At 66.8% G+C, this 19517-nt stretch carries 24 protein-coding genes; 16 read left to right on the top strand and 8 right to left on the bottom strand.

Annotated elements, in window-relative coordinates; all coding sequences use genetic code 11:
- Window positions 1–28: 28 nt before the first annotated feature.
- Window positions 29–787 carry a LuxR family transcriptional regulator gene (locus ACT53K_RS12920; protein ID WP_476229079.1) on the bottom strand — a complete coding sequence of 253 codons (759 nt, stop codon included), beginning with the start codon at window positions 785–787 and terminating at the stop codon, window positions 29–31.
- 218 nt (window positions 788–1005) lie between these two features.
- On the opposite strand from ACT53K_RS12920, the gene ACT53K_RS12915 reads away from it, so the two are divergent.
- The 13 genes from ACT53K_RS12915 to ACT53K_RS12855 all read left to right on the top strand — a co-directional run bounded on the left by ACT53K_RS12915 (window position 1006) and on the right by ACT53K_RS12855 (window position 13778).
- Window positions 1006–1191 carry a transcriptional regulator domain-containing protein gene (locus ACT53K_RS12915; protein ID WP_476229078.1) on the top strand — a complete coding sequence of 62 codons (186 nt, stop codon included), beginning with the start codon at window positions 1006–1008 and terminating at the stop codon, window positions 1189–1191.
- Window positions 1192–1270: 79 nt separating this feature from the next.
- A complete protein-coding gene (locus ACT53K_RS12910; protein WP_476229076.1) occupies window positions 1271–1777 on the top strand; it encodes a DNA -binding domain-containing protein in 507 nt (168 codons plus the stop codon).
- A gap of 562 nt (window positions 1778–2339) precedes the next feature.
- Window positions 2340–3413: an ArdC family protein gene (locus tag ACT53K_RS12905; protein ID WP_476229075.1), complete on the top strand. Its 1074-nt coding sequence runs from the start codon at window positions 2340–2342 to the stop codon at window positions 3411–3413.
- Window positions 3410–3826, top strand: coding sequence for a DUF2958 domain-containing protein (locus ACT53K_RS12900; protein ID WP_476229074.1), 417 nt, complete (start codon window positions 3410–3412; stop codon window positions 3824–3826). Before ACT53K_RS12905 ends, ACT53K_RS12900 begins: the two co-directional genes overlap by 4 nt.
- A gap of 82 nt (window positions 3827–3908) precedes the next feature.
- A complete protein-coding gene (locus ACT53K_RS12895; protein ID WP_476229073.1) occupies window positions 3909–5855 on the top strand; it encodes a ParB/RepB/Spo0J family partition protein in 1947 nt (648 codons plus the stop codon).
- A 943-nt stretch (window positions 5856–6798) separates the two neighbouring features.
- The gene (locus ACT53K_RS12890; protein ID WP_476229072.1) at window positions 6799–7119 is read left to right on the top strand and encodes a DUF736 domain-containing protein; all 321 of its coding nucleotides are present in this window, start codon (window positions 6799–6801) and stop codon (window positions 7117–7119) included.
- 178 nt (window positions 7120–7297) lie between these two features.
- Complete coding sequence (locus tag ACT53K_RS12885) at window positions 7298–7522, top strand: helix-turn-helix transcriptional regulator (RefSeq protein WP_476229071.1); 225 nt, start codon at window positions 7298–7300, stop codon at window positions 7520–7522.
- Window positions 7515–8087, top strand: coding sequence for a S26 family signal peptidase (locus ACT53K_RS12880; RefSeq protein WP_476229070.1), 573 nt, complete (start codon window positions 7515–7517; stop codon window positions 8085–8087). The genes ACT53K_RS12885 and ACT53K_RS12880 overlap by 8 nt, the downstream gene beginning before the upstream one ends.
- Window positions 8075–9049, top strand: a complete 975-nt coding sequence (locus tag ACT53K_RS12875; protein ID WP_476229069.1) for a lytic transglycosylase domain-containing protein — start codon at window positions 8075–8077, stop codon at window positions 9047–9049. Before ACT53K_RS12880 ends, ACT53K_RS12875 begins: the two co-directional genes overlap by 13 nt.
- Window positions 9027–9398, top strand: coding sequence for a hypothetical protein (locus ACT53K_RS12870; RefSeq protein WP_476229068.1), 372 nt, complete (start codon window positions 9027–9029; stop codon window positions 9396–9398). Before ACT53K_RS12875 ends, ACT53K_RS12870 begins: the two co-directional genes overlap by 23 nt.
- Before the next feature lie 340 nt (window positions 9399–9738).
- Window positions 9739–11730, top strand: coding sequence for a relaxase/mobilization nuclease RlxS (rlxS, locus tag ACT53K_RS12865; protein ID WP_476229067.1), 1992 nt, complete (start codon window positions 9739–9741; stop codon window positions 11728–11730).
- Between the two features lie 393 nt (window positions 11731–12123).
- Entirely contained in the window at window positions 12124–12369 is a 246-nt protein-coding gene (locus ACT53K_RS12860; RefSeq protein WP_476229066.1) for a hypothetical protein, read from the top strand.
- A gap of 116 nt (window positions 12370–12485) precedes the next feature.
- On the top strand, window positions 12486–13778 hold the full coding sequence (locus tag ACT53K_RS12855; protein WP_476229065.1) for a cation:proton antiporter: 1293 nt from the start codon (window positions 12486–12488) through the stop codon (window positions 13776–13778).
- Between the two features lie 32 nt (window positions 13779–13810).
- On the opposite strand, the gene ACT53K_RS12850 is transcribed toward ACT53K_RS12855, so the two are convergent.
- The 7 genes from ACT53K_RS12850 to ACT53K_RS12820 form a co-directional block, all read right to left on the bottom strand.
- Window positions 13811–14134, bottom strand: a complete 324-nt coding sequence (locus tag ACT53K_RS12850) for a hypothetical protein (protein ID WP_476227105.1) — start codon at window positions 14132–14134, stop codon at window positions 13811–13813.
- Window positions 14134–14337, bottom strand: coding sequence for a hypothetical protein (locus ACT53K_RS12845; protein ID WP_476229064.1), 204 nt, complete (start codon window positions 14335–14337; stop codon window positions 14134–14136). Before ACT53K_RS12845 ends, ACT53K_RS12850 begins: the two co-directional genes overlap by 1 nt.
- A 37-nt stretch (window positions 14338–14374) precedes the next feature.
- Window positions 14375–14593: a hypothetical protein gene (locus ACT53K_RS12840; protein ID WP_476227103.1), complete on the bottom strand. Its 219-nt coding sequence runs from the start codon at window positions 14591–14593 to the stop codon at window positions 14375–14377.
- Between the two features lie 247 nt (window positions 14594–14840).
- The gene (locus ACT53K_RS12835) at window positions 14841–15368 is read right to left on the bottom strand and encodes a hypothetical protein (RefSeq protein WP_476229063.1); all 528 of its coding nucleotides are present in this window, start codon (window positions 15366–15368) and stop codon (window positions 14841–14843) included.
- Between the two features lies 1 nt (window position 15369).
- On the bottom strand, window positions 15370–16257 hold the full coding sequence (locus tag ACT53K_RS12830) for a transglutaminase family protein (RefSeq protein WP_476229062.1): 888 nt from the start codon (window positions 16255–16257) through the stop codon (window positions 15370–15372).
- A gap of 9 nt (window positions 16258–16266) precedes the next feature.
- Window positions 16267–16548, bottom strand: a complete 282-nt coding sequence (locus ACT53K_RS12825; RefSeq protein WP_476229061.1) for a hypothetical protein — start codon at window positions 16546–16548, stop codon at window positions 16267–16269.
- A 137-nt stretch (window positions 16549–16685) separates the two neighbouring features.
- Window positions 16686–16814, bottom strand: coding sequence for a hypothetical protein (locus tag ACT53K_RS12820; RefSeq protein ID WP_476229060.1), 129 nt, complete (start codon window positions 16812–16814; stop codon window positions 16686–16688).
- A 698-nt stretch (window positions 16815–17512) separates the two neighbouring features.
- Here ACT53K_RS12820 and ACT53K_RS12815 point away from each other — a divergent pair.
- The 3 genes from ACT53K_RS12815 to ACT53K_RS12805 all read left to right on the top strand — a co-directional run.
- Complete coding sequence (locus ACT53K_RS12815; RefSeq protein ID WP_476229059.1) at window positions 17513–17695, top strand: hypothetical protein; 183 nt, start codon at window positions 17513–17515, stop codon at window positions 17693–17695.
- A gap of 135 nt (window positions 17696–17830) precedes the next feature.
- Window positions 17831–18982, top strand: coding sequence for an extracellular catalytic domain type 1 short-chain-length polyhydroxyalkanoate depolymerase (locus ACT53K_RS12810; protein WP_476229058.1), 1152 nt, complete (start codon window positions 17831–17833; stop codon window positions 18980–18982).
- A gap of 126 nt (window positions 18983–19108) precedes the next feature.
- On the top strand, window positions 19109–19517 hold a 409-nt coding region (locus tag ACT53K_RS12805; RefSeq protein WP_476229057.1), incomplete at its 3' end, for a transposase.

The following is a 19517-nucleotide window of genomic DNA, read 5'->3' as shown; positions in this document are numbered from 1 at the left end:
GAGGGTCGGCGAGGTGCCCTGTGTCGCGCTATGCCCGGAAAGGGGCATAGCGGGCGCGGAAGATATCCGAGAAGGTCAGCGTTCCGTCGAACAGCGTCCGGATCACCAGCAATGTCCGCTTGTTCACGCCGTAGCGCTCGCAGGCCTGCTTGATATGCCGGGCGACCGTCTCCTCGCTGATCCCCAGGATGAGGCTGATTTCCCAGTCGCCCTTGCCGCGTGCTACCCACAGGACACAGTCGCGCTGGCGGTCGGTCAGTCGAGGGCCGGACCGGCCCGGATCGCTACCGCGCCCGGTCCACAGCCGGCGGCCTGCCTCGAACGCGAACGCGCCGGCCAGCTGGGCGAGCGGCAGCATCGTGTCCGGCAGGGGGCGCCCTGTTTCGTTGGCGAAAGAACAGGAGCCGCGTGCTTCGCCTGGCACATGGACCGGCACGGTGAAGCCGTTGCCGATGCCCTGCGCCCGCCCAAGAGCGAGAATCCTCAGATCGGTCGGCGTCAGCGGGATCATCGTCGCCATTTGCGACCATCTAAAGCCGATTCCGGTGACATGGCTTGCGCGATGCACCGGATCGCTCACGCCCAGCGCATTACGGTCATAATACTCCGCCCAGCGTTGCGGGTAATTGTGCAATCGCATCGCGGCCGGGCCTGCTGCGACGATGTCGACATGATGGCCGAGCGCGAAATATTGAAATCCGAGCTCGGCGGTAATGGCGGCCATGGCCGCCGCGAGTTCGTCGGCGCCGGCGACCGTTTCCACGATGCGCGCAAGCTGCATCGCCATGCCCATCCATGGCATCTGGTGCTGTCGCGACCACCGGCGGGCGTCTCGTGGTGCCTCGAACCCGGTACTCGCCCTTTCTCATGGCACGGGCCCGGCGACGGGGCCTCACGCCGTCGCCGGGCGAATCCTGTCATGAATCTGTCATATCATCTTGTTCATGCAGGTAGAAGTGCGTTTGCGCATTGCGATGGCTCGACTGCCGCTGGCTTTCTCGGTTCATGATGGTGGCCCGGCACTGGCAGGACGATACCGTCTATGTTTGCCTGCGCGACATCGATCGTGCCGGTCTGATGTGGGAATGGCTGCGCCGCGACCCCGAGTACATCGCCTGGCATGCGCGGGCGAGTCGCGTCACCGGCGGCCGGATCGTCGATCCGGGCCGATGGGGATTGCACTTTCGCTGAAGACCCGGCCCGGTCGGCACCCGCGGCACGGCTCCTGTGGCATGCCGATCTTGATCCGGGGACGCTGCAAGTCGGAGCGATGCCGGCCGATCGGAGCGATCCTGACGGTCTCGACCTGGAGCGCATGATCCGCTGGCTCACTATCGTCACCGATCCCGCGGGCTACGACCATGCTGTCCTTTCGGATGGGATGCATCATATCCGGCTGGACGTCGTAGAGGGCCGGTTGACCGATCGGGCGGTCGTCCATCTTCACTATCGGCTGGACGGATTCGGCAAGGCGGACGCGGCGATATTGCCGCTCCGGCGATTGCTCCATCTCCAGCGTCATGGTCGTTTCGGCCGTTCGCTGTTCCCGCGCGATCCCTGGATCGGGCGCGGCATCCAGTTGCTGCGTGTCCATGACGCGCTCGCCGACGGGGCCGGGCAGCGCGATATCGGTCGGTTCCTGTTTGGTGCGCGTCGCGTCGCCGAGGAGTGGAACGGCCGATCGGACGCGCTACGATCTCGCGTCAGGCGACTGGTGCGCGAGGCTAGGGCGTTGGCGAAAGGCGGGTATCGTCAGCTGATGCGGCGGCGCCCCTGATCGACCCCGTGCTATCTTCTGACATCCGCCATCGAGTCTCGTGCCCGGACCTCGGCCGGAAGGTCACGATCGGCTGGCGCGGGTCAGCGGCTGCTGACCCCGATGGAGCGGGGCTGAGGACACTCCCTGCCGACGCAGGCTTTTCGGCAGGGTGCGGCACCCGAAGCGACCCCGCAGGCATTGCCGCCCCCGCCTCACAAAGCCCGACCCTGCAACGCCGATCCGCCCGCATCGACCGGGGTGCGATCCTTTGCATGCGGCGGCTTCGCCGCCGGGATGTGCGGTCGCCCCGCACGCGGCGGCGCTGTTGGTGGGCCTCTCCCGGGCAAGCGCGGGTGGGCGGCGCTCCCTGCTAGGCCCGCTCGCGTCGCCGGCAAGCCGGGCTGCGCCCGGCTCCTTCACTGGCGTTGCGGCCCTGCGCCACCCCGTCGCGAGGGCGACGGGGCCCCCGGACTTGGGTGCCGGTGCCGCTTGGAGCGGGCCTTTCCGGTCGCATCTTGCCGCCCACCCCCGCTTTCCGGGGAGGCCATGGTGGTTTTTGGGGCGGTGCAGGAGGTGAACGATGCCTGTCTCCCCTAACGTCCGCGCGCGTGGCAAGGGCCGGAAACCCGAGGCTTCCAACACGGGAACCCCAAACCCGAGCGCTTTCCCAGCGAAACCCGAGACCGCCCGCGCCAGCCTCTATGACGAGGTGACGGGGCGGATCATCGCCGAATTGGAGGCGGGCCGCTTCCCATGGGTGCAACCTTGGGGACGGCCCGATGGCGACGGCGGCGCGATCAGCCCCGGCCTGCCGCGCAATGCGCTGACCGCGCGCCCTTACTCCGGCGTCAATGTGCTGATCCTGTGGGGCGCGGTGATCGAGCATGGCTATCCCTCGCAAGCGTGGCTGACCTTCCGCCAAGCGCTGGAGGCAGGGGGCTGCGTCCGCAAGGGCGAGCGCGGCACGACCGTCGTCTATGCCGACCGTTTCACCCCCGAAGCCGAAAAGGCGCGGGCCGCCGAAACCGGCGGCGACGCCAAGACCATTGCATTCCTGAAGCGCTTTACCGTGTTCAACGTCGCGCAGTGCGAGGGACTGCGCCCGGGCCTTGTGCCCGATCCGGCCCCCTTGCCCGAACGGCAGATCGTCCCCGTCGCCGAGGAAGTGATTGCGGCGAGCGGCATCGATTTCCGCGTCGGCGGCAACCGCGCTTTCTACGTGCCCGCGCAGGATTACGTGCAGGTGCCGCCGCAGCCGGCCTTTTTCGAACAGGTCAACTATTACCGAACCTGCCTGCACGAACTTTGTCACGGCACTGGCCACCCCACGCGCTTGAACCGCAATCTCGCCAATAGATTCGGATCGAAAGACTATGCCCGCGAGGAATTAATAGCCGAAATGGGCTCGGCTTTTCTCTGCGCCGCTCTCGGCATCACCCCAACCGTCCGCCACGCCGACTATCTCGGCAGTTGGCTGGACGTGCTGCGCGAGGATAACCGCGCGATCTTCCGCGCGGCGAGCGCCGCCAGCAAGGCCGCCGATTGGCTGCTGGCGCGGCACGCCGCCACGCAGGCGGAGGCAGCTCGGGCCGAGGCAACCCGAGGCGACACTGGCGAACGCCCCACCCCGCAGGAAGGGAGGCTCGCGGCATGATCGTGCTCACCCCCGAACTTCACGCGGCACTGCGCAGGAACGCCGAGCGCTCCGCCGAAACCGATCATGACCCTGCGCCGGTCGTCAAATTGTTCTCGCCCATAGGCGCGGCAACCTGGCTCGCGACCGAGCTGCTGGACGATGGCGATACGCTGTTCGGCCTCGCCGATCTGGGGTTCGGCTGTCCTGAACTCGGCTATTTCTCGCTCGGCGAGATCGCGCGGCTCCATTTGCCGTTCGGACTTACCATCGAACGCGACATCGGCTTTTCGACAAGCACCAGCCTGTCGGTCTGGGCCGACACCGCGCGCCGCGCCGGTTCGATCAGAGAGGCCCAATCGATCCTCTGGCGCATCGAAGCAGCGCCGGTTCCCGAGCTTCCGACCAATCCCGACGAGGGAAACGGCGGATGACGTGCGGCGCGTGACGCCGTTTTGTAAGCCGGTCCGCCCACCCGGAAAGATCGACGGACCGGCACTCACAAGGAGTGCTGACATGAAACTCGAATTCATCCCGCTCGACAAGCTCGTCGTGAGCAAGGCCAACATGCGCCATGGCAGGAAGGCGCCCGATGTCGCCGACATCCTGCCGACCGTGCGCAGCCGTGGCGTCCTCCAGCCGGTCATCGTCCGAGCGCATTGCGCGCCCCCCAAGGGTGAAGATGGCGGCTATGAGATCATCGCCGGAAGCCGTCGCTTCCACGCCGCAAAGATCGTCGCCGAGGAACGCCGCGCGGCCAGGGACGGCTCGGCCGAGGCCGATGCCGAAACGGCGTTGCTGCCCTGTGCGATCCTCGATGCGGGCGACGATGCCGCCGCCGTCGAAGCCTCGCTGATCGAAAATCTGGCGCGGCTCGATCCCGACGAGGTGACGCAGTGGGAAACCTTCACCCGGCTGGTCAAGGAAGGCCGCAGCGTTGCGGATATTGCTGCCACCTTCGGCCTGCCCGACCTTGCCGTCCGCCGCGTGCTCGCGCTCGGCAACCTGCTCCCCGCCGTCCGCGACCTCTACCGCAAGGAGCGGATCGACGCGGCGACCGTGCGCCATCTGACGATGGCGTCCAAGCGCCAGCAAAAGGCATGGCTGGCATTGGCCGACGACGAAAATGCCTATCTGCCGACCGGCCACCAGCTGAAAGCATGGCTGTTCGGCGGGCAGTCGATCCCGGCAAAACATGCGCTGTTTGACGTGGACGCGATCGGCCTTGCGACCATCGCCGACCTGTTCGGCGAGGACCGTTATGTCGGCGATGTCGATGCCTTCTGGACGGCCCAGAATGCCGCCATCGAATCGCGCCGCGCCGCCTATGTCGAACAGGGCTGGGCCGACGCGATCATCGTGCCACCGTCCGAGCATTTTGCGACATGGGAATATGAGAAGGCAGGCAAGCGCAAGGGCGGGCGCGTCTATCTCGACGTGCGCGCGACCGGCGAGGTGATCGTCCACGAAGGCTATATCAGCCGCAAGGAGGCCGCGCGTCTCGGCAAGCTGGAAGGGGCGGGCCATTGCGTCGTCGGCGGGCAGAAGTCCATGCGGCCCGAAGTCACTTCGACGATGCAGACCTATATCGACCTGCATCGTCATGCCACCGTCCGCGCCGCGCTGACCGGCCATCCGGCGGTCGCGCTACGCCTGATGGTGGCCCATGCCATCGCCGGTTCGCACCTGTGGCGGATCACTCCCGAACCGCAGGCTACCCGCAACGACGCGGTGCGCGACAGCCTCGATAACAGCCACGCCGAGGCGGATTTTGACGAGCGCCGACGCGCGGTGCTCGCTGTTCTCGGCTTCGCGCCCGAGGAACCGACCGTGACCGGCGGCACGATGGCAACGGGCGGCGGCGACCTCGGCCTCGTCGGCATTTTCCAGCGGCTGCTCGACCTTCCCGACACGGTCGTCCTGGAGGTGATCGCCATCGTCATGGGCGAAACCCTCGCCAGCGGCAGCGCCGCCGTCGAGGCGGTGGGTGTCGAGATCGGCGTCGATATGGCCCGCTACTGGCAGGCTGACGATGTCTTTTTCGAACTGATTCGCGACCGCGAGCTACTGACCCGGATCGTCGCCGAGGTGGCAGGCGAAGCCGTCGCCAGCGCCAACCGGCAAGAGAAGACCAAGACCCTCAAACGCATCGTTCGCGATCATCTCGACGGCGTGGGCGGGCGCGACCGGCGCGCGCATTGGGTGCCGCGCTGGATGGCCTTCCCGCCCGATGCCTATACGGCGCGCGGCGGCGTCGGCACGGTCGCGGCGCATGACACAGCGCAGGCGGCGCGGGAGATCGGGAGACGGAATCCGGGTGACGATGAGCCCGTAGCGGGCCCGTCCTGCGTCCGCCATGGCCCGAAGCGCACGGGATGCTGTTCACCCGAAACGCCGACCGCACCCGGCGCGGTGATGGCGCTACCGGACCCCGGCGACGCGGCCGACTGTCTCGCCGCCTGATGACCTTTGCGGGCGGCCGGGAAACCGCCGCCCGCCCCTCTTCCCCCTCGAAAAATTTCGGCCGCGCGCGACCTCGATCCCGACTATCGAACCCATGCGGTGATGGCGGCTACAGCGCTTGGACTGGCGCGGTCCGCTGCCATGTTTTCGCTCAGTGAGGGCATGTTGGAGCGCCGATACTTCGACCTTTTTGACGATCTGTGTGCCGAGCTGCGGGGCGGACCCAAGGGGGAACGCCGCTGACGCCTGCGGGCTGGCCGTCCCCTGATCGACGCCGCACGCTGCCTGCCGCGCGCGCTTTCGGCACCGCATCGCCGGCGACGCGAGCGCGCGTTCCGCGCGTCAGCCGGATGCCGTCGCGGTCTTGTCCTTACCCGACATGCGCCTGGCCCGGCGGCGCAGCGGCGATCCCTGGGCGTGCGGCGCAGCGCGGCGCAAGGCGCAGGAGGATCATCGACAGGATCGCGGCCGCTATCGCCTTCTGCGCCGAATCCGAAAGCCTGTCCTGTCGTCCTTGGCCACACAGCGGGAATGTCGGTGGTATCGGCGTGCGAGCGTTTGGACGGTTGCCCAATAGTGCGGCGGCGTGTCCGCGCAGTCCACGACCCCTCCATCGCGCGGGAGGAACCGGTGGCATGGTCGTCGTCACTACCGCCGTGTCCCGCACTGTTTCCGGCTCCTCGGGCGCAGGACCTGGGACGGCCGCGGCCCTGCGAAACCATCGCCGTGCGGCTTATTTCCCCGCCCGCGCCCACCCCGCGCGGCATGCCGCGCGGGGACCCCGAGCTTGCGGGCTCCTCGCGGTCGCTGCGCTTCAAATAAGCCTCCGGCTCCGGTCCTCCGCTGCCGCTCCGGCCTGCCGGTTCGCCGGCCCGCTGTGCCCGTCCCTTTGGTCCGCCCATCGCCCGGAAACGGTTCGGGGCGACTTTTCAGGAGACGAACAATGCCCGCCATCGGTTATGTCACGCGCAACGGAGAAGGCTTCAAGGGCCAGCTCAAGACGCTCTCGATCCGCACCGACATCGAGATCATTCCCAACGCCCGCAAATCCGGCGACACCCAGCCCGACTATCGCGTGTCGGCGGCCGGCGTCGAGGTCGGCGCGGGATGGGTCCGGCGCGGCGAAATGTCTGGCCGCGACTATGTGTCGCTGTCGCTTGCCGCCCCCGAATTCGGCCCGCGTCGGCTCTACGCCAATCTCGGCCGCGCCGCGGGCCAGGATGATGACGACGCCTTCGCGATCATCTGGAACCCGGCCGACTGAGCGAACCGCCCCGCGTCCGCCAAGGGCGCGGGGCACCGCAACCGGCTCGAAAACGCCGGTGTAAGAAGGGGGGCGGAATCGCGAGGGGCGATTTGCGACCCTGCCGAAGATGGCCGGATCGATCCAATCCAGGCCCATCAGCCGGCGCTCTACGCACCGGCAGGGAGGCACTGGAATCATGGATGATGCCATCGACCGCGCGCAGGCCGCGCGCGAAACCTGCCCCTACCTGACCGCCAAGCAGGCGGCCTTTCATCTCGGCATCGCCTATTCGACGCTGAAGGGCCTGCGCCTCGCGGGAACGGGTCCGAAATGCCGCCTGCATGGCCGCACCTGGCGCTATCATATCGACGATATCGAGGCCTGGTCGGCAGCCCGCGCGCGCGGCGGCGAGCGTGGTTGAGCGCCGCGACCTGCCGCTGTTCGCCTGGGGCGACGCGCTGCGCGCTGCCCGCGCACGCCGAACGAAGCTGCGTCGCCGCGCCGTGCTATTGGGTGCCGGAATCGCCTGCCTCGGCGTCACGATGGTGCTGCCGCCGAGGCCCCGGCTGGTCTGGAATGCGAGCGCCAGCGCGCCGATCGGCCTCTATGCCGTATCGCCCGGCGCGGCGCTCAAACGCGGCGACATGGTGATCGCATGGGCCCCGGTCGAAGCGCGGCAACTGGCCGCGCGCCGCCGCTATCTGCCGCTGCGCGTGCCGCTGGTAAAGCGCGTCGCCGCGGTCGCTGGCGATACGATTTGCGGCATGGACAATGTGGTGACGGTCAACGGAAAGCCGCTCGCCAGGCGTCGCGCCGCCGATGCTGCGGGCCGTCCGCTGCCTGCCTGGCAGGGGTGTGTCCGGCTCGGGCCCGGCAGGGTCTTCCTGCTCATGACCGAGATCCCGGACTCGTTCGACGGGCGCTATTTCGGACCGACCTTGGCGCAGGATGTTATCGGCAAGGCGACCCCTTTATGGTTCCGCTGAAGCTGCTCGCATGCGCGCTCGCATGCCTGGTCGCGACTCCCGCCGCAGCCGGTCCGCCAAAGACCGATCCGGTGTCCCGCTGGCGCGCCGAGATCGCCGAGGCGTCCGCGCGGTTCGGCGTGCCGGTCGCCTGGATCGAGCGGGTGATGCGTGCCGAAAGCGGCGGCCAGACCATGCGCGACGGACGCCCGATCACCTCACGGGCGGGCGCAATGGGGCTGATGCAGGTGATGCCGGCAACCTGGGCGGTGCTGCGCGCAGCGCACGGCCTGGGCGCCAATCCGCATAACCCCCACGACAATATCGTCGCAGGCACCGCCTATCTGCGCACGATGTATGACCGGTTCGGCTATCCCGGGCTGTTCGCCGCCTACAACGCCGGTCCCGGCCGGTACGCCGCCCATCTCGCAACCGGTCGTGCGCTGCCAGCCGAGACGCGCATCTATCTCGCGCGGGTGTCGGGCACCCATTTGGATTGGCGGCCATCCCTGCCAAGGCGTTCGCCGCCAGCATTGTTCATCGTGCTTCGGACCAGCCACACATCCGCCGCTCCCGCGCCATCGCGCGCTCCAGACGCCCCGGCGGACAGGCTGTTTGCGGTTCGCGCACCCCGCTGTCCAGACACGTCCGGCAGCCTCAAGCGCGGCCTGCCGAAAGGGCTCGGCGCACCGGTGGGCGGGGGAGGGGCTCGTCTCGGCAAGGCCCAGCATGACGGGCGGCGAAGCGGCTGTGCAAGGCCGGCGGCCCCTCCAATTTTGCCGCGAGCCGGAGCGTGCTGCGCACGCGAGTCTGTTTGTTTTCAGCGCGACAAAATCGGTTCCTCCGCCGCCGCTTACGCGGCGCTTCCGGCTTCGCCTCCAGCGGCCCTGACAGCCGCTCCGCCGCCCGTCGTCGAAGGTCTGTCCTCGAGGATGGGGACTTCAAGCGAAGGAGGCGATCATGACCATGTACCATGTAGCTAGTGCGGTTTCGGCCAACGACACGGATCGCGTGGCGGCAACGCTGGTGGCGGGGCTCGAAATCGAGTTCGGACGGGGCGCGGGCGAGGCGCTGGCGCAGCGGTTCCTGGACGCCGAAGAGAGCGATTTCCTCTGGGATGCGCGGGCGTCGGAGCGCTGGCTCGGGGCTTACCGCGCACAAGACGACGCGGCGTTCGAACTCGATCGGGTGGCGATTGTCGGGCGGCTGGACGGCCGCTGGTTCGTCGCGGTGAGCATCGTCGATGGCGATGGCAACGCGCACGGATTGATCGGGCGGCGCAGCTTCAGGAGCGAACGCCGGGCCCGCCAAGCCTTTGCAGCGACGCATTGATTTGCGGCTCGGAAACGCCGGGACAGGGTGCCGGACAGGTACCTTCGTCCCGGCTTCTTTTTGCCTCGGCTCGAGTGCGTTGGACGAGCAGGTGGATAGTGGAAACGGGCGGCAGGAGCGGGTGAGAGGGTAGGGCGGCGTAAGGCAAGATAAAGCTATGGCACTGGTGTGCCATAAGCCTTTGCCTGCACATCGTTTTTTGGAGCCGTTGCCGGCACTGCCTTCCCGGTGCCGGTGCCGTTCCGCACTCAAGGGTCGGCATTCCGCCATGTTGGCCGGCACCGGTTTCCTTGAAGGCGGCTGGGGAGCATGCTTGCCGCTCCTCGCTTCCGGAATCACGATGATGGCCGACGACGACCGCTTCTTGCCCATCCTCGGACGCCAGCGCCAGCAGGGCGGCAGGCACGCACGCCGCTATCTCGGCCGCGTCCTCGCCGCCGCCAATCTTGCACGCGGCGGCATCGCGGTGCCCGGGTTCGCGCGGGGAGCCTTTTCGGGCACCCGAATCGGGCGCGGCGCGGGCGTCGGGCGCGTGCTCGCCAGCCGCGGCGGTCATGCGGCATCAAACAGTCGTCGCGTGGTCATCAAGGCCAGCATCGTCAAGCTCGCCGGCAAGGGGGTGTCGGCCGCGGCCGCGCACCTGCGCTATCTCCAGCGCGACGGCACGACACGCGAGGGCGAACGCGGCACGCTCTACGGGCGCGATACCGATACGGCCGACGGCAAGGCGTTCGGCGAACGGGGGGCAAGCGATCGCCACCAGTTCCGCTTCATCGTCTCGCCCGAGGACGGCGATCAATATGACGATCTGAAACCCCTGACCCGCCGGCTGATGGCGCGCATTGAAGAGGATCTCGGCACCAGGCTCGACTGGGTCGCGGTCGACCATTTCAACACCGGCCATCCGCACACCCATATCGTCGTGCGCGGGAAGGACGACCGCGGCGGCGATCTCGTCATCGCCCGCGACTATCTGACGACCGGCATTCGCGAACGCGCCGCCGAACTGGTCGATCTCGATCTTGGCCCGCGCACCGAGCGCGAAATCGTGCAGACGCTCCGCGCCGAAGTCGAGCAGGAGCGGCTGACCTCGATCGACCGGTCCTTGCTCAAGGGGGCGGATGCCGAGCTGGTGGTCGCGACCAAGGGTCGCGACGCCTTCGACCAGACGCTGCGCGTTGGCAGGCTCGCGAAGCTGTCGCGGCTGGGCCTGGCCGAACCGCTCGGCGCCGGCCGCTTCCGGCTCGCGCCCGCCCTTGCCGAGACGCTGCGGGCATTGGGCGAACGCGGCGACATCATCCGCACCATGCAGCGCGAATTTTCGCGCACCGCGATTACCCGGACGCTGGCCGACCAGGCGATCTACGACCCTGCCGCGCCCGATGCCCGCCCGCTGGTCGGCCGGGTGCTCGCGCATGGGCTCGCCGACGAGCACGAAGATCGCCACTACCTGATCGTCGATGGCGTGGATGGTCGCAGCCATTACGTGGCGATCGGCCGGGGCACGGAAACCGATGCCAGTCTGCCGCGTGGTGCGATTGTACGTATCGACCCCGTCCGGCCGGCGGTGCGGGAGGTGGATAGGACCATCGCAGCGGTCGCCGCCGCCAATGCTGGGTGCTACGATGTAGATGCCCATCTTCGCCATGATCCGACCGCGACCCAGGCCTTCGCGGAAGCCCATGTCCGGCGACTAGAGGCGATGCGTCGGGCAGCGGGCGTCGTCGAGCGCGAGCCATCGGGCCGCTGGATCATCGCGGTGGACCATCTCGACCGCGTCGCGGCCTATGAGGCGGCGCGGCTGCAGGACCGTCCGGTCGCGCTCACCATGCTGTCGGCGCAACCGCTCGATCGGCTGGTCGATGCCGAGGCCGCGACGTGGATCGACCGGGAGCTGGTTTCTGGCGCGCCCGTGCCTGTTCGTGATGCTGGGTTCGGTCACGATTTGCGCGAGGCCCAAGCGTGTCGCCGGCAGTGGTTGGTGGCGCAGAGGTTTGCCGAGGAGACGGGCGGCACCACGACGTTTCCGAACGGCATGATCGCCGCACTCCAGCGGCGCGAACTGCTGCGGGTCGCAGGTCAGCTCGTCGACGAGCTGAAGATGCCCTATCGGGAAGCTACCGAGGGTTCCCGCATCGAGGGCATCTATCGTCGGCCGGCTGATCTCGTCAGCGGGCGATTCGCCGTGATCGAACGGAGTAGGGATTTCACGCTCGTGCCGTGGCGCCCGGTGCTGGAGCGGCAGGTTGGCAAATCGGTATCGGGATTGATGCGCAGCGACAGCATCAGCTGGTCGATCGGACGCGGCCGTAGCGGGCCAGGAATTTCGTGAATTGGGACAAAACGGTCGTTCCGGAAAGATATGTTCAACGGCAGCTTCAGTCAGGAGCCGACCATCGCCCTCCTGCAGCATGAAACCGCGCCCATCCTTCAATAACCTACCGTCGTCCACGTCCCACGCCTATAGCGATACGCCAGCGGCCTCGATGGTCAGCCCGAAATGGTTGGCATGCGAATCATGCTTTGCCTGCTTCGCTGGATGTGCCGGTTCCGTACCTGATCGTCAGCCAGCTTAAGCCTGACGCCGCAGCACGGCAGCCGATAGATGCAATCGCATCTATTCATAGCGCTTCGGCGTCCCCATCTTCAGTCTATCGCAGCCCCCGCCACGAGCGCCGCTGCGACTGAGAGATGCTACGTGCTCCCGCTCGGCGAGGACACACGCATGACCATCGACCAGAAAAAGACACGCCTGCTTGACGAAGCTGCCCCGCGCCCCTGCGCGCCAGCCGGATCGGATGCGGATGCGCTTGAGGCCGCGCTTGCGGACATGACCAGGGCGTTCACCAGCGACTTCGTCGCCGGTCGGGTGGGGGAGCGCCATAACACCTATCAGCATCGCACCCGCGTGCTGCGCCAGTTGAGCGGTCAGTTGGCCAAGCTGCGCGAACGGGAAGCGGCGGGGCACTGAGGGGGAGAAAGCCTGAGCGTGGAGATGCGCTCCGCCGAACAACGATCAGACATGGCGGTGCCAGCTTCTTTCGCACGCGCCGGCACCCGATCCGCTCGGCGACCGGTTAAGCAACGATGGACCATGCCAGCTTGCTCCCCTCCACCTATATCCTTGTCCTGACCGGGACGGGCCTGTTGGTGGCGCTGGTGGCGTGGCTGCCGCTCGCACTCCGCAAATTGCCGCTATCGCTGCCGATCGTGTGCATGGGCATCGGCGCAACGATCTTCCTTCTGCCCCAGATAACGCTGCGACCGCTGCCCATGCGGTATCCGGACATCACGGAGCGATTTTCAGAGCTGATCGTCATCATCGCGCTGATGGGCGCCGGTCTCAAGATCGACCGGGTGTTTGGATGGGCGCGCTGGGCGGTCACCTGGCGACTGCTGGCGATCACAATGCCGCTCAGCATCCTCGCGATCGCGGGCATTGCCGGATGGACCCTGGGGCTGCCGTTGGCGACGGCGCTGCTGCTGGGGGCGAGCCTCGCGCCCACCGATCCGGTGCTCGCCTCGGACGTCCAGGTCGGCCCCCCAAAGACCGGGGAAGAGGATGAGGTCCGCTTCGGGCTCACCTCGGAAGCAGGGCTCAACGACGGCGCCGCCTTTCCCTTCGTCCATCTGGCCATCCTGCTCGCGGCCAGCGCCGTGTCGGGCGCGCCGTGGCTCGGCGCGTGGCTGGGCTATCGGGTGGTGTGGGAAATCGGCGGCGGCATTCTCGGCGGATGGCTGGTTGGTCTCGCCTTTGGCTGGCTCACCTTCCACGTGCGCGCCGACTCCAAGCTCGCCAAGACGGGTGACGGTCTGATCGCGCTTTCGGCGACGTTCGTGTCCTACGGCCTGACCGAGATCGTCCATGTCTACGGTTTCCTGGCGGTGTTCGTGACCGCGCTGACCTTCCGCCACACGCATCGCGAGCACGAATTCCACCATGAGATGCACACGATCATTGAGCAGCTCGAGCGGCTGGTGATGATGGCGCTGCTGATCCTGTTCGGTGGCGCGCTCGTCAGCGGCCTGCTGGCGCATGTCGGCTGGGTCGACATTGGCGTTGCGGCGACGATCCTGCTGGTCGTGCGGCCGGTGGCGGGGTTGATCGGGCTGCTCGGCTACCGCGCCGATCGCAGCGAGAAGCTGACGCTGGCCTTTTTCGGCATCCGCGGCGTGGGGACGATCTATTACCTGGCCTATGGCATGAACCATATGACGGTGGTGGAGGCCGAGCGGCTATGGGGCATCGTCGGGCTGGTAGTGCTATTCTCGATCCTGCTGCACGGGCTGACGGTGACGCCGATTATGCGGTCCCTGGATCGTCAGCAGGGGCGGGATCCGGACACAGGCCGAGCCCCTGCTGCCCGCATCGCCGGGTAAGCCACGTCATGCGCCCAAACCACAATCCGAAGTCAATCGTCCGAGCCAGCACCGTTGCGGAAAGCCACGACCGCAAGCGCAACCGGCGCCGATGCCCGATTTGCAAAGCCGCGGTCCGGGTTTTCACTCAAACTGCGGTCATCGAACGGCGAGGTGGCCCGGCCGAGGTTTGCCTCGCCTCGGCGGCGACGGGTCTCGCGGTCGCGGGCCTCGCGCTTCTCTGCGGCCAGGGCTTCCTTTTCCCAGGCCGCAGCCGCGACGAAAGCAATGTCTCGCACATTGGGCAGCGATGCGTTCGCGGCCAGCTGGCGCTGACGCGCTTCCTGCGCGCGGCAGGTGATGGCGGTAGGCTGCATCAGACAGTGTCCTCGGACATAGGGTTGGAAGCGGCGGCGCGTTCTGCGCGACGGGCGGCGGCCAGCGCATCCTTGAAGCTGGAGTAGCGATAGCCACCCCAATGGAAGACGTCAGCGGGAACGCGCGCGATTCCATAGCCGGCCATCAGCCGATGCTCTTCCACGGTTGCTGCGTCGGGCGCCGGATCGGCGGATGGGGACATGCAAGAATTCCTTTTGGAGGCAGGCTTCGGAGGAAAGTCAGACGCGCCTTCGGCCGCCGCTGGTCCGCGTGACGGCGCCATCGAGGAGACGATCGCGGTAGAGACGGCGCATGCGCTCGGCATCCTCTACGCGGGCAAAGACGACGTGCGTGCCGCTCGGTGATATCGGTTCGATCGCGCTAATCCGCGCCTGCTGCTGCGCGCAGGTCGCGAGTACCTGTTGCACGGCCGCGTCGATGTTGACGACGCGCGACATTCACGCGGACTTTGGACTGGGTGGCCCTGCGGGATCGCGCCGGGGGGCGAAGATCGACAGGACCGGCCGGCGGCGCACACTGCCATCGACAAACGGAACGACGTTCGGGGAACGCGGAACGAGGGAGAAAGAAGACATGGGGCTGCTCCTTCGAGAAGAGCGGGAGCAGGATTCTCTCTCAGCCGCGGCCTTGCTCAGGCAGGGCGAACCGCGATGCTATCAAGATGGGGACTCCGCCGCGTATTTACTAGAGCGGCCCCACGAGATCGTCGGCAAGCCTGTGGTAGAATTGGCCGACACCCTGCAGGTCCATCGGTACAACGACGAGCATCATGCCCGGATCGGACACCGGTGGCGTGCCAGCCCTGCCTAGGCCAGTCCAGCACGCCGCCGCCATCGCGCGGCTGCGCAGGATACCGTCACAGTGGAACAGGCAGGCGCGCGTGCTGCCTAGCGCCAGCAGACGCGCGTAATCGTCGCCGCCTCGCCCCAGCGCCGCGTGCAGCGCGCGCAACTTGTTGGCGCCGTTCCGCTGGGCGGGCGCAGTACCCAGGCCATGGGCGTGCGCGAACGCGTCGAGCAGATGGTGGAGGAACCGATCCAGTTCGCGCAGGCCGTTTCCAATCCATTTCGACCGGTGCTGATGACTGATCGGCACGACGCTCTCCGGCCGCGTCGCGGCTTGCCCCATGGGGCCGGCGACGAAGCGCGCGCCCCGGCACAACGTCCGATAGGCGCGATCGAGTTCGGCGGCGCGTCCGTTCGGGTCGGGCATCTCAGAGGGCGAAAGCGTCGAAGGCACCGGAGGGCGTGCTGCTCGTCTCGACCGTCACGTCGACCTGCATTTCGAGAAAGTCCTCGGGCGCGCCAAGATAGCTGCCCCGCACCGGATGGATCCGGGCGATGTTACCCCCGACTGCCACCGGGATGAGGCCTGCCCCGCCCATGCGGCCATGGGTGGGATCGAAAGGGATCCAGCCGGCACAGGGCAAATATACCTCGGCCCAGGCATGGGTGGTGCCGTGCTGGTCACCCGGCAGGTCGGGCTGGAGATAGCCAGACACCGCATGCGCGCCAAAGCCGAGGTGGCGCACCGCCTCGATCAACAGCGTCGCGAAGTCGCGGCACGATCCGCTGCCCCGGTCGAGTGTCTCTTCCGGCGTCTGGGTGCCCTCTTCCTCCCGCACCCGATAGGCGAGGCTGGTGGCGATGGCGGTATTGATCGTCTTGAGCAGCGTGAGCGTATCGGTCGGCCCGGTGCCGCGGAACTGCGCCACCCAAGCGCCTACCCGGCCCGCCGCCTGCGGATAGTGTGGCACCCGCATCCCGCCAAGATCGGCGATGTCCGCATCGGAATAGGCGAAGGGAAATTGATGCGCGGATGGCGCGATGCTGAAAACCGGCCATGCCGCGGCGGAATGATCCACCACCATCCGGCTGTCGATCGTCAGCGTCTGGGTCGCCTCCGCGAAGCTTGCCGTCGCGATCAGGTTGCCGAACACGTCCTGCGCCCATTCGATGGCGGCCGGCGGCACGCAGCGGAGCTCGGTCGCAAGCAGCCGCAGATCATGCTGGCCGCGCGGGCACAGCATCATCCGGTGTGGCTGCAACCAGACCGGCCGCGCATACCGATAGCTGGTGCGGTGACGGATGGTCAGCAGCACGGCAGCGCTTTAACAGCGCTCGGCGCGGGCGGTGATCGCCTGCTCCACCGCCTCGCAACCGTATGCGCTGGCGACGGCAAGGTCGAGCGGCCGCCCGCCGAGCGCCTTGTCATGACTGTTGAGAAAGGCGATCGCGGCATCGCCACCGAGCAGGTTCCAGGCGAGCAGCGCGACACGGCTCTGCCGCTCGAGACTGTCCGGTGAGGGGCGCGCCATTCCAAACTTGCTGCGGAACTGCTTGCGCGCCGGCGCGCGCGGGGCCGTCGGTTCGGTTGTCGTCGGAGCGGACATCGGCATTCCTTTTTTGTCGCGAAGCGCGGGAGAAAGGGGCGCGAAAGCGCGGGCAAGCGCATGGTGATCTGCGTTTAAGACGCAGCAGAGGACCGAAGGCGGCTGCACGGACCGAGCCCTTCGATTCGCGAAGAAGGTCAGCCCTTTTTGGGCAATTGCGCCTGCGGCGCGCCCTTGAGCGAGGGATTGGAAGCGTTCTGCTTCGGCGGCTCCGGTTTTTTCGGCTTGCGTGCCTCGCGGTTGCCGCGCTGCTGTCCTTTGGCCATGTCGTACTCTCCTTGGTTTTGGGGTCAGATGGACCCCGCGTGCAGATGATGGTCCGTTCGGGAAGCGCGATAGAAGCGGACGAGCTCAGCCCAGGCGGCCGGCGCTGCGGTATCGGCCACGCGCGGCCCTCTGCTTGGCGCAGGACTTAGGGAACGCTAGTTTGAAGGGCCTTATGGGCCGCATGTCGGAAATCGAAGGCATGAGAGCGTTCCGCGTCAGAGCGGGAGCATCGATCGCTCTCGGTCGCGGCCAGGCTCGGGAAGGACGGCGCGATGAGCCCTATATGGGAACGTCGGGACGCGTGGGCTACCCCCAATCGTACGGAAGCCGAAATAGTTTGTGGTGCGCTTGTGATTCAATCGCCAAGACACGACATCGCGTGTGCGATCCTGAAGCTGATGCATCAGCCCTTGTACCGCGGATAGGGCGACAAGGATGACAAGCTGATGTTCCTCGACGAGCGCGACGCACAGCCCGGCCAAGAGACAGCCTTGCCGTGGAACACGCAGCCATCCAATCTGGGTTCGGCCGAATGCCGTTGGTGCTGGCGTTTCATCTACGCACCTGCAATTCCGTGTTCGATCGAGGTTCTTCCAGGGCTCGCGGAAATCGCGATTTCTTCGGGGCTTGGTGCCCGATGCAAGTGGGAGCTTGCGACCCGCGTACAAGATGACAGAGTCCCCTCGAAGGTCAGCCGATGACGGACACGCACCAGCGCTGGACCCAGACCAACATCAACGATTTGAGAAGCGGCATCACCGCCGGCATCGGCATCGAAGCCATAGCTGACGATTTAGGCAGGACGGTGGAAGACACGCGGGCGATGGCATTGCGGCTGCGCCTTCGTGTGACCCCGGAGCGGCCATTCTCCAGCATCTAAGCATCTTGGCACGCGCGTAAATAGATCACGCCCGCCCTTGCATCCGCGCCGCGCCGCCCGACATTGTGCGGTGCAGCATCCCAACCAGGATCGGCTGCGTGTCAGGGCTTCCGCCGTGGCCAGGAGAAAAGCCGCATGCGTAACCTGAACGACACTTTGAATCGCCTTTCCCGCTTCCGCGACAGTGCCTTGGTCGGCGGAACCGCCACCGCGACAGAAGATCGGCTCTCCGAGCTGGTGGCGTTCGGCTCGAACCCCGGCGCGCTCCGAGGGCGCTTCTACCTGCCTCGATCGGGGCAAGCACCATCGGCATTGGTCGTCGTGCTGCATGGCTGCACGCAGGATGCCGCCGGCTATGATCACGGTTCGGGCTGGTCCCGTCTCGCCGACGAAGAGGGCTTTGCGCTGCTCTATCCTGAGCAGCAGCGCGGCAACAACCCCAACCTCTGCTTCAACTGGTTCAACGCGGGTGATACCCGACGCGGCGACGGCGAGGCGCTGTCTGTCCGCCAGATGGTCGCGACGATGGTGGCAGAGCATGCGATCGATCCGGCCCGCATCTTCGTGACCGGACTGTCGGCGGGCGGCGCGATGGCGTCGGTGATGCTCGCCACCTATCCCGACGTTTTTGCCGGTGGGGCCATTATCGCAGGTCTCCCCTACGGCACCGCATCCTCGATTCCCGAAGCGTTTGATCGCATGCGGGCGCACGGCGGGCCTCCGGCGGCGGCGCTCGGCACACTCGTGACTGCGGCATCTCCACACCAGGGGCCATGGCCAAGAATCTCGATTTGGCACGGCGATCGCGACGCGACGGTGAGCCATGCCAATTCTGCCCTGATTGTCGAACAATGGCGCAGCATCCACGGCGTTGCACCCGAGCCCACCGTTGTCGAGCAGATCGACGGTCATATCCGCCGCGCCTGGCGTGACGCGCATGGGCGTGCGGTGATCGAGGAATATCGGATCGACGGTCTTGGTCACGGCACACCGCTGAGCACCACGGGTGCGAATGCTTGCGGCAATGCTGGGGCTTACATGCTGGAGGCCGGTATTTCCTCGACGCGCCGGATCGCCGGTTTTTGGGGTTTGGCGGCGACCAAGTCAGGAAATCAGGCCAATCCGGCCCCTTCACAGCCGTTCTCGGCGCCACAACTGCCGAGAAAGGCCGCACCGGTCATTCATTCCGAAGCACCGCCCCAGCCTCAGCCTCAGCCTCAGCCCGCCTCTAACGGCGTTGGACGGGTGATAGAAGATGCTCTGCGCGCTGCCGGACTGATGCGCTGAAGCAGATCACTGCCACGCGGCCCGATCTGTCGTACCGCAACCGTCTTATGAGACCTGTGCGCGGGTGGGCGTAGACAGGGACATCAGTTGCTGATTCTATAGCTTTCCCAAGCAGGAGAGCTGCCGATGGCGCGTCGTTCGATTGGACAGGAGCGGTTCGGTTTTGCTGGACGGGAGCGGGCGGCGACATCGCTCGACGCGCTTGCCTCGCTAATCGATTGGAGCGTGGTAGATGCGCATCTGGCTTCCCTCTATCCTGCCTCCAAAGGCGAACCTGCTTGGCCGCCGCTGGCGATGTTCAGAGCCCTTTTGCTGTCCATCTGGTACGATCTGTCGGACGTGAAGCTGGCCGAGGCGCTGGACGATCGCGCCTCCTTCCGTCGTTTTTGCGGGTTCGCTGCGAACGAGGCGACACCGGAACGAACCGCCTTCGTCAGATTTCGCAGGTTGCTGGTCACGCACAAGCTCGATCGGGCGCTGTTCGAAGCCGTGACCGCGCAGCTCAAGTTGAAGGCGGTGACGGTCAAGACCGGCA

The sequence above is a fragment of the Sphingomonas sp. DMC8 genome (assembly GCF_056314185.1).
Note: the sequence above shows the minus strand (reverse complement) of the source record. Positions and strands in the feature narration are given on the sequence as shown.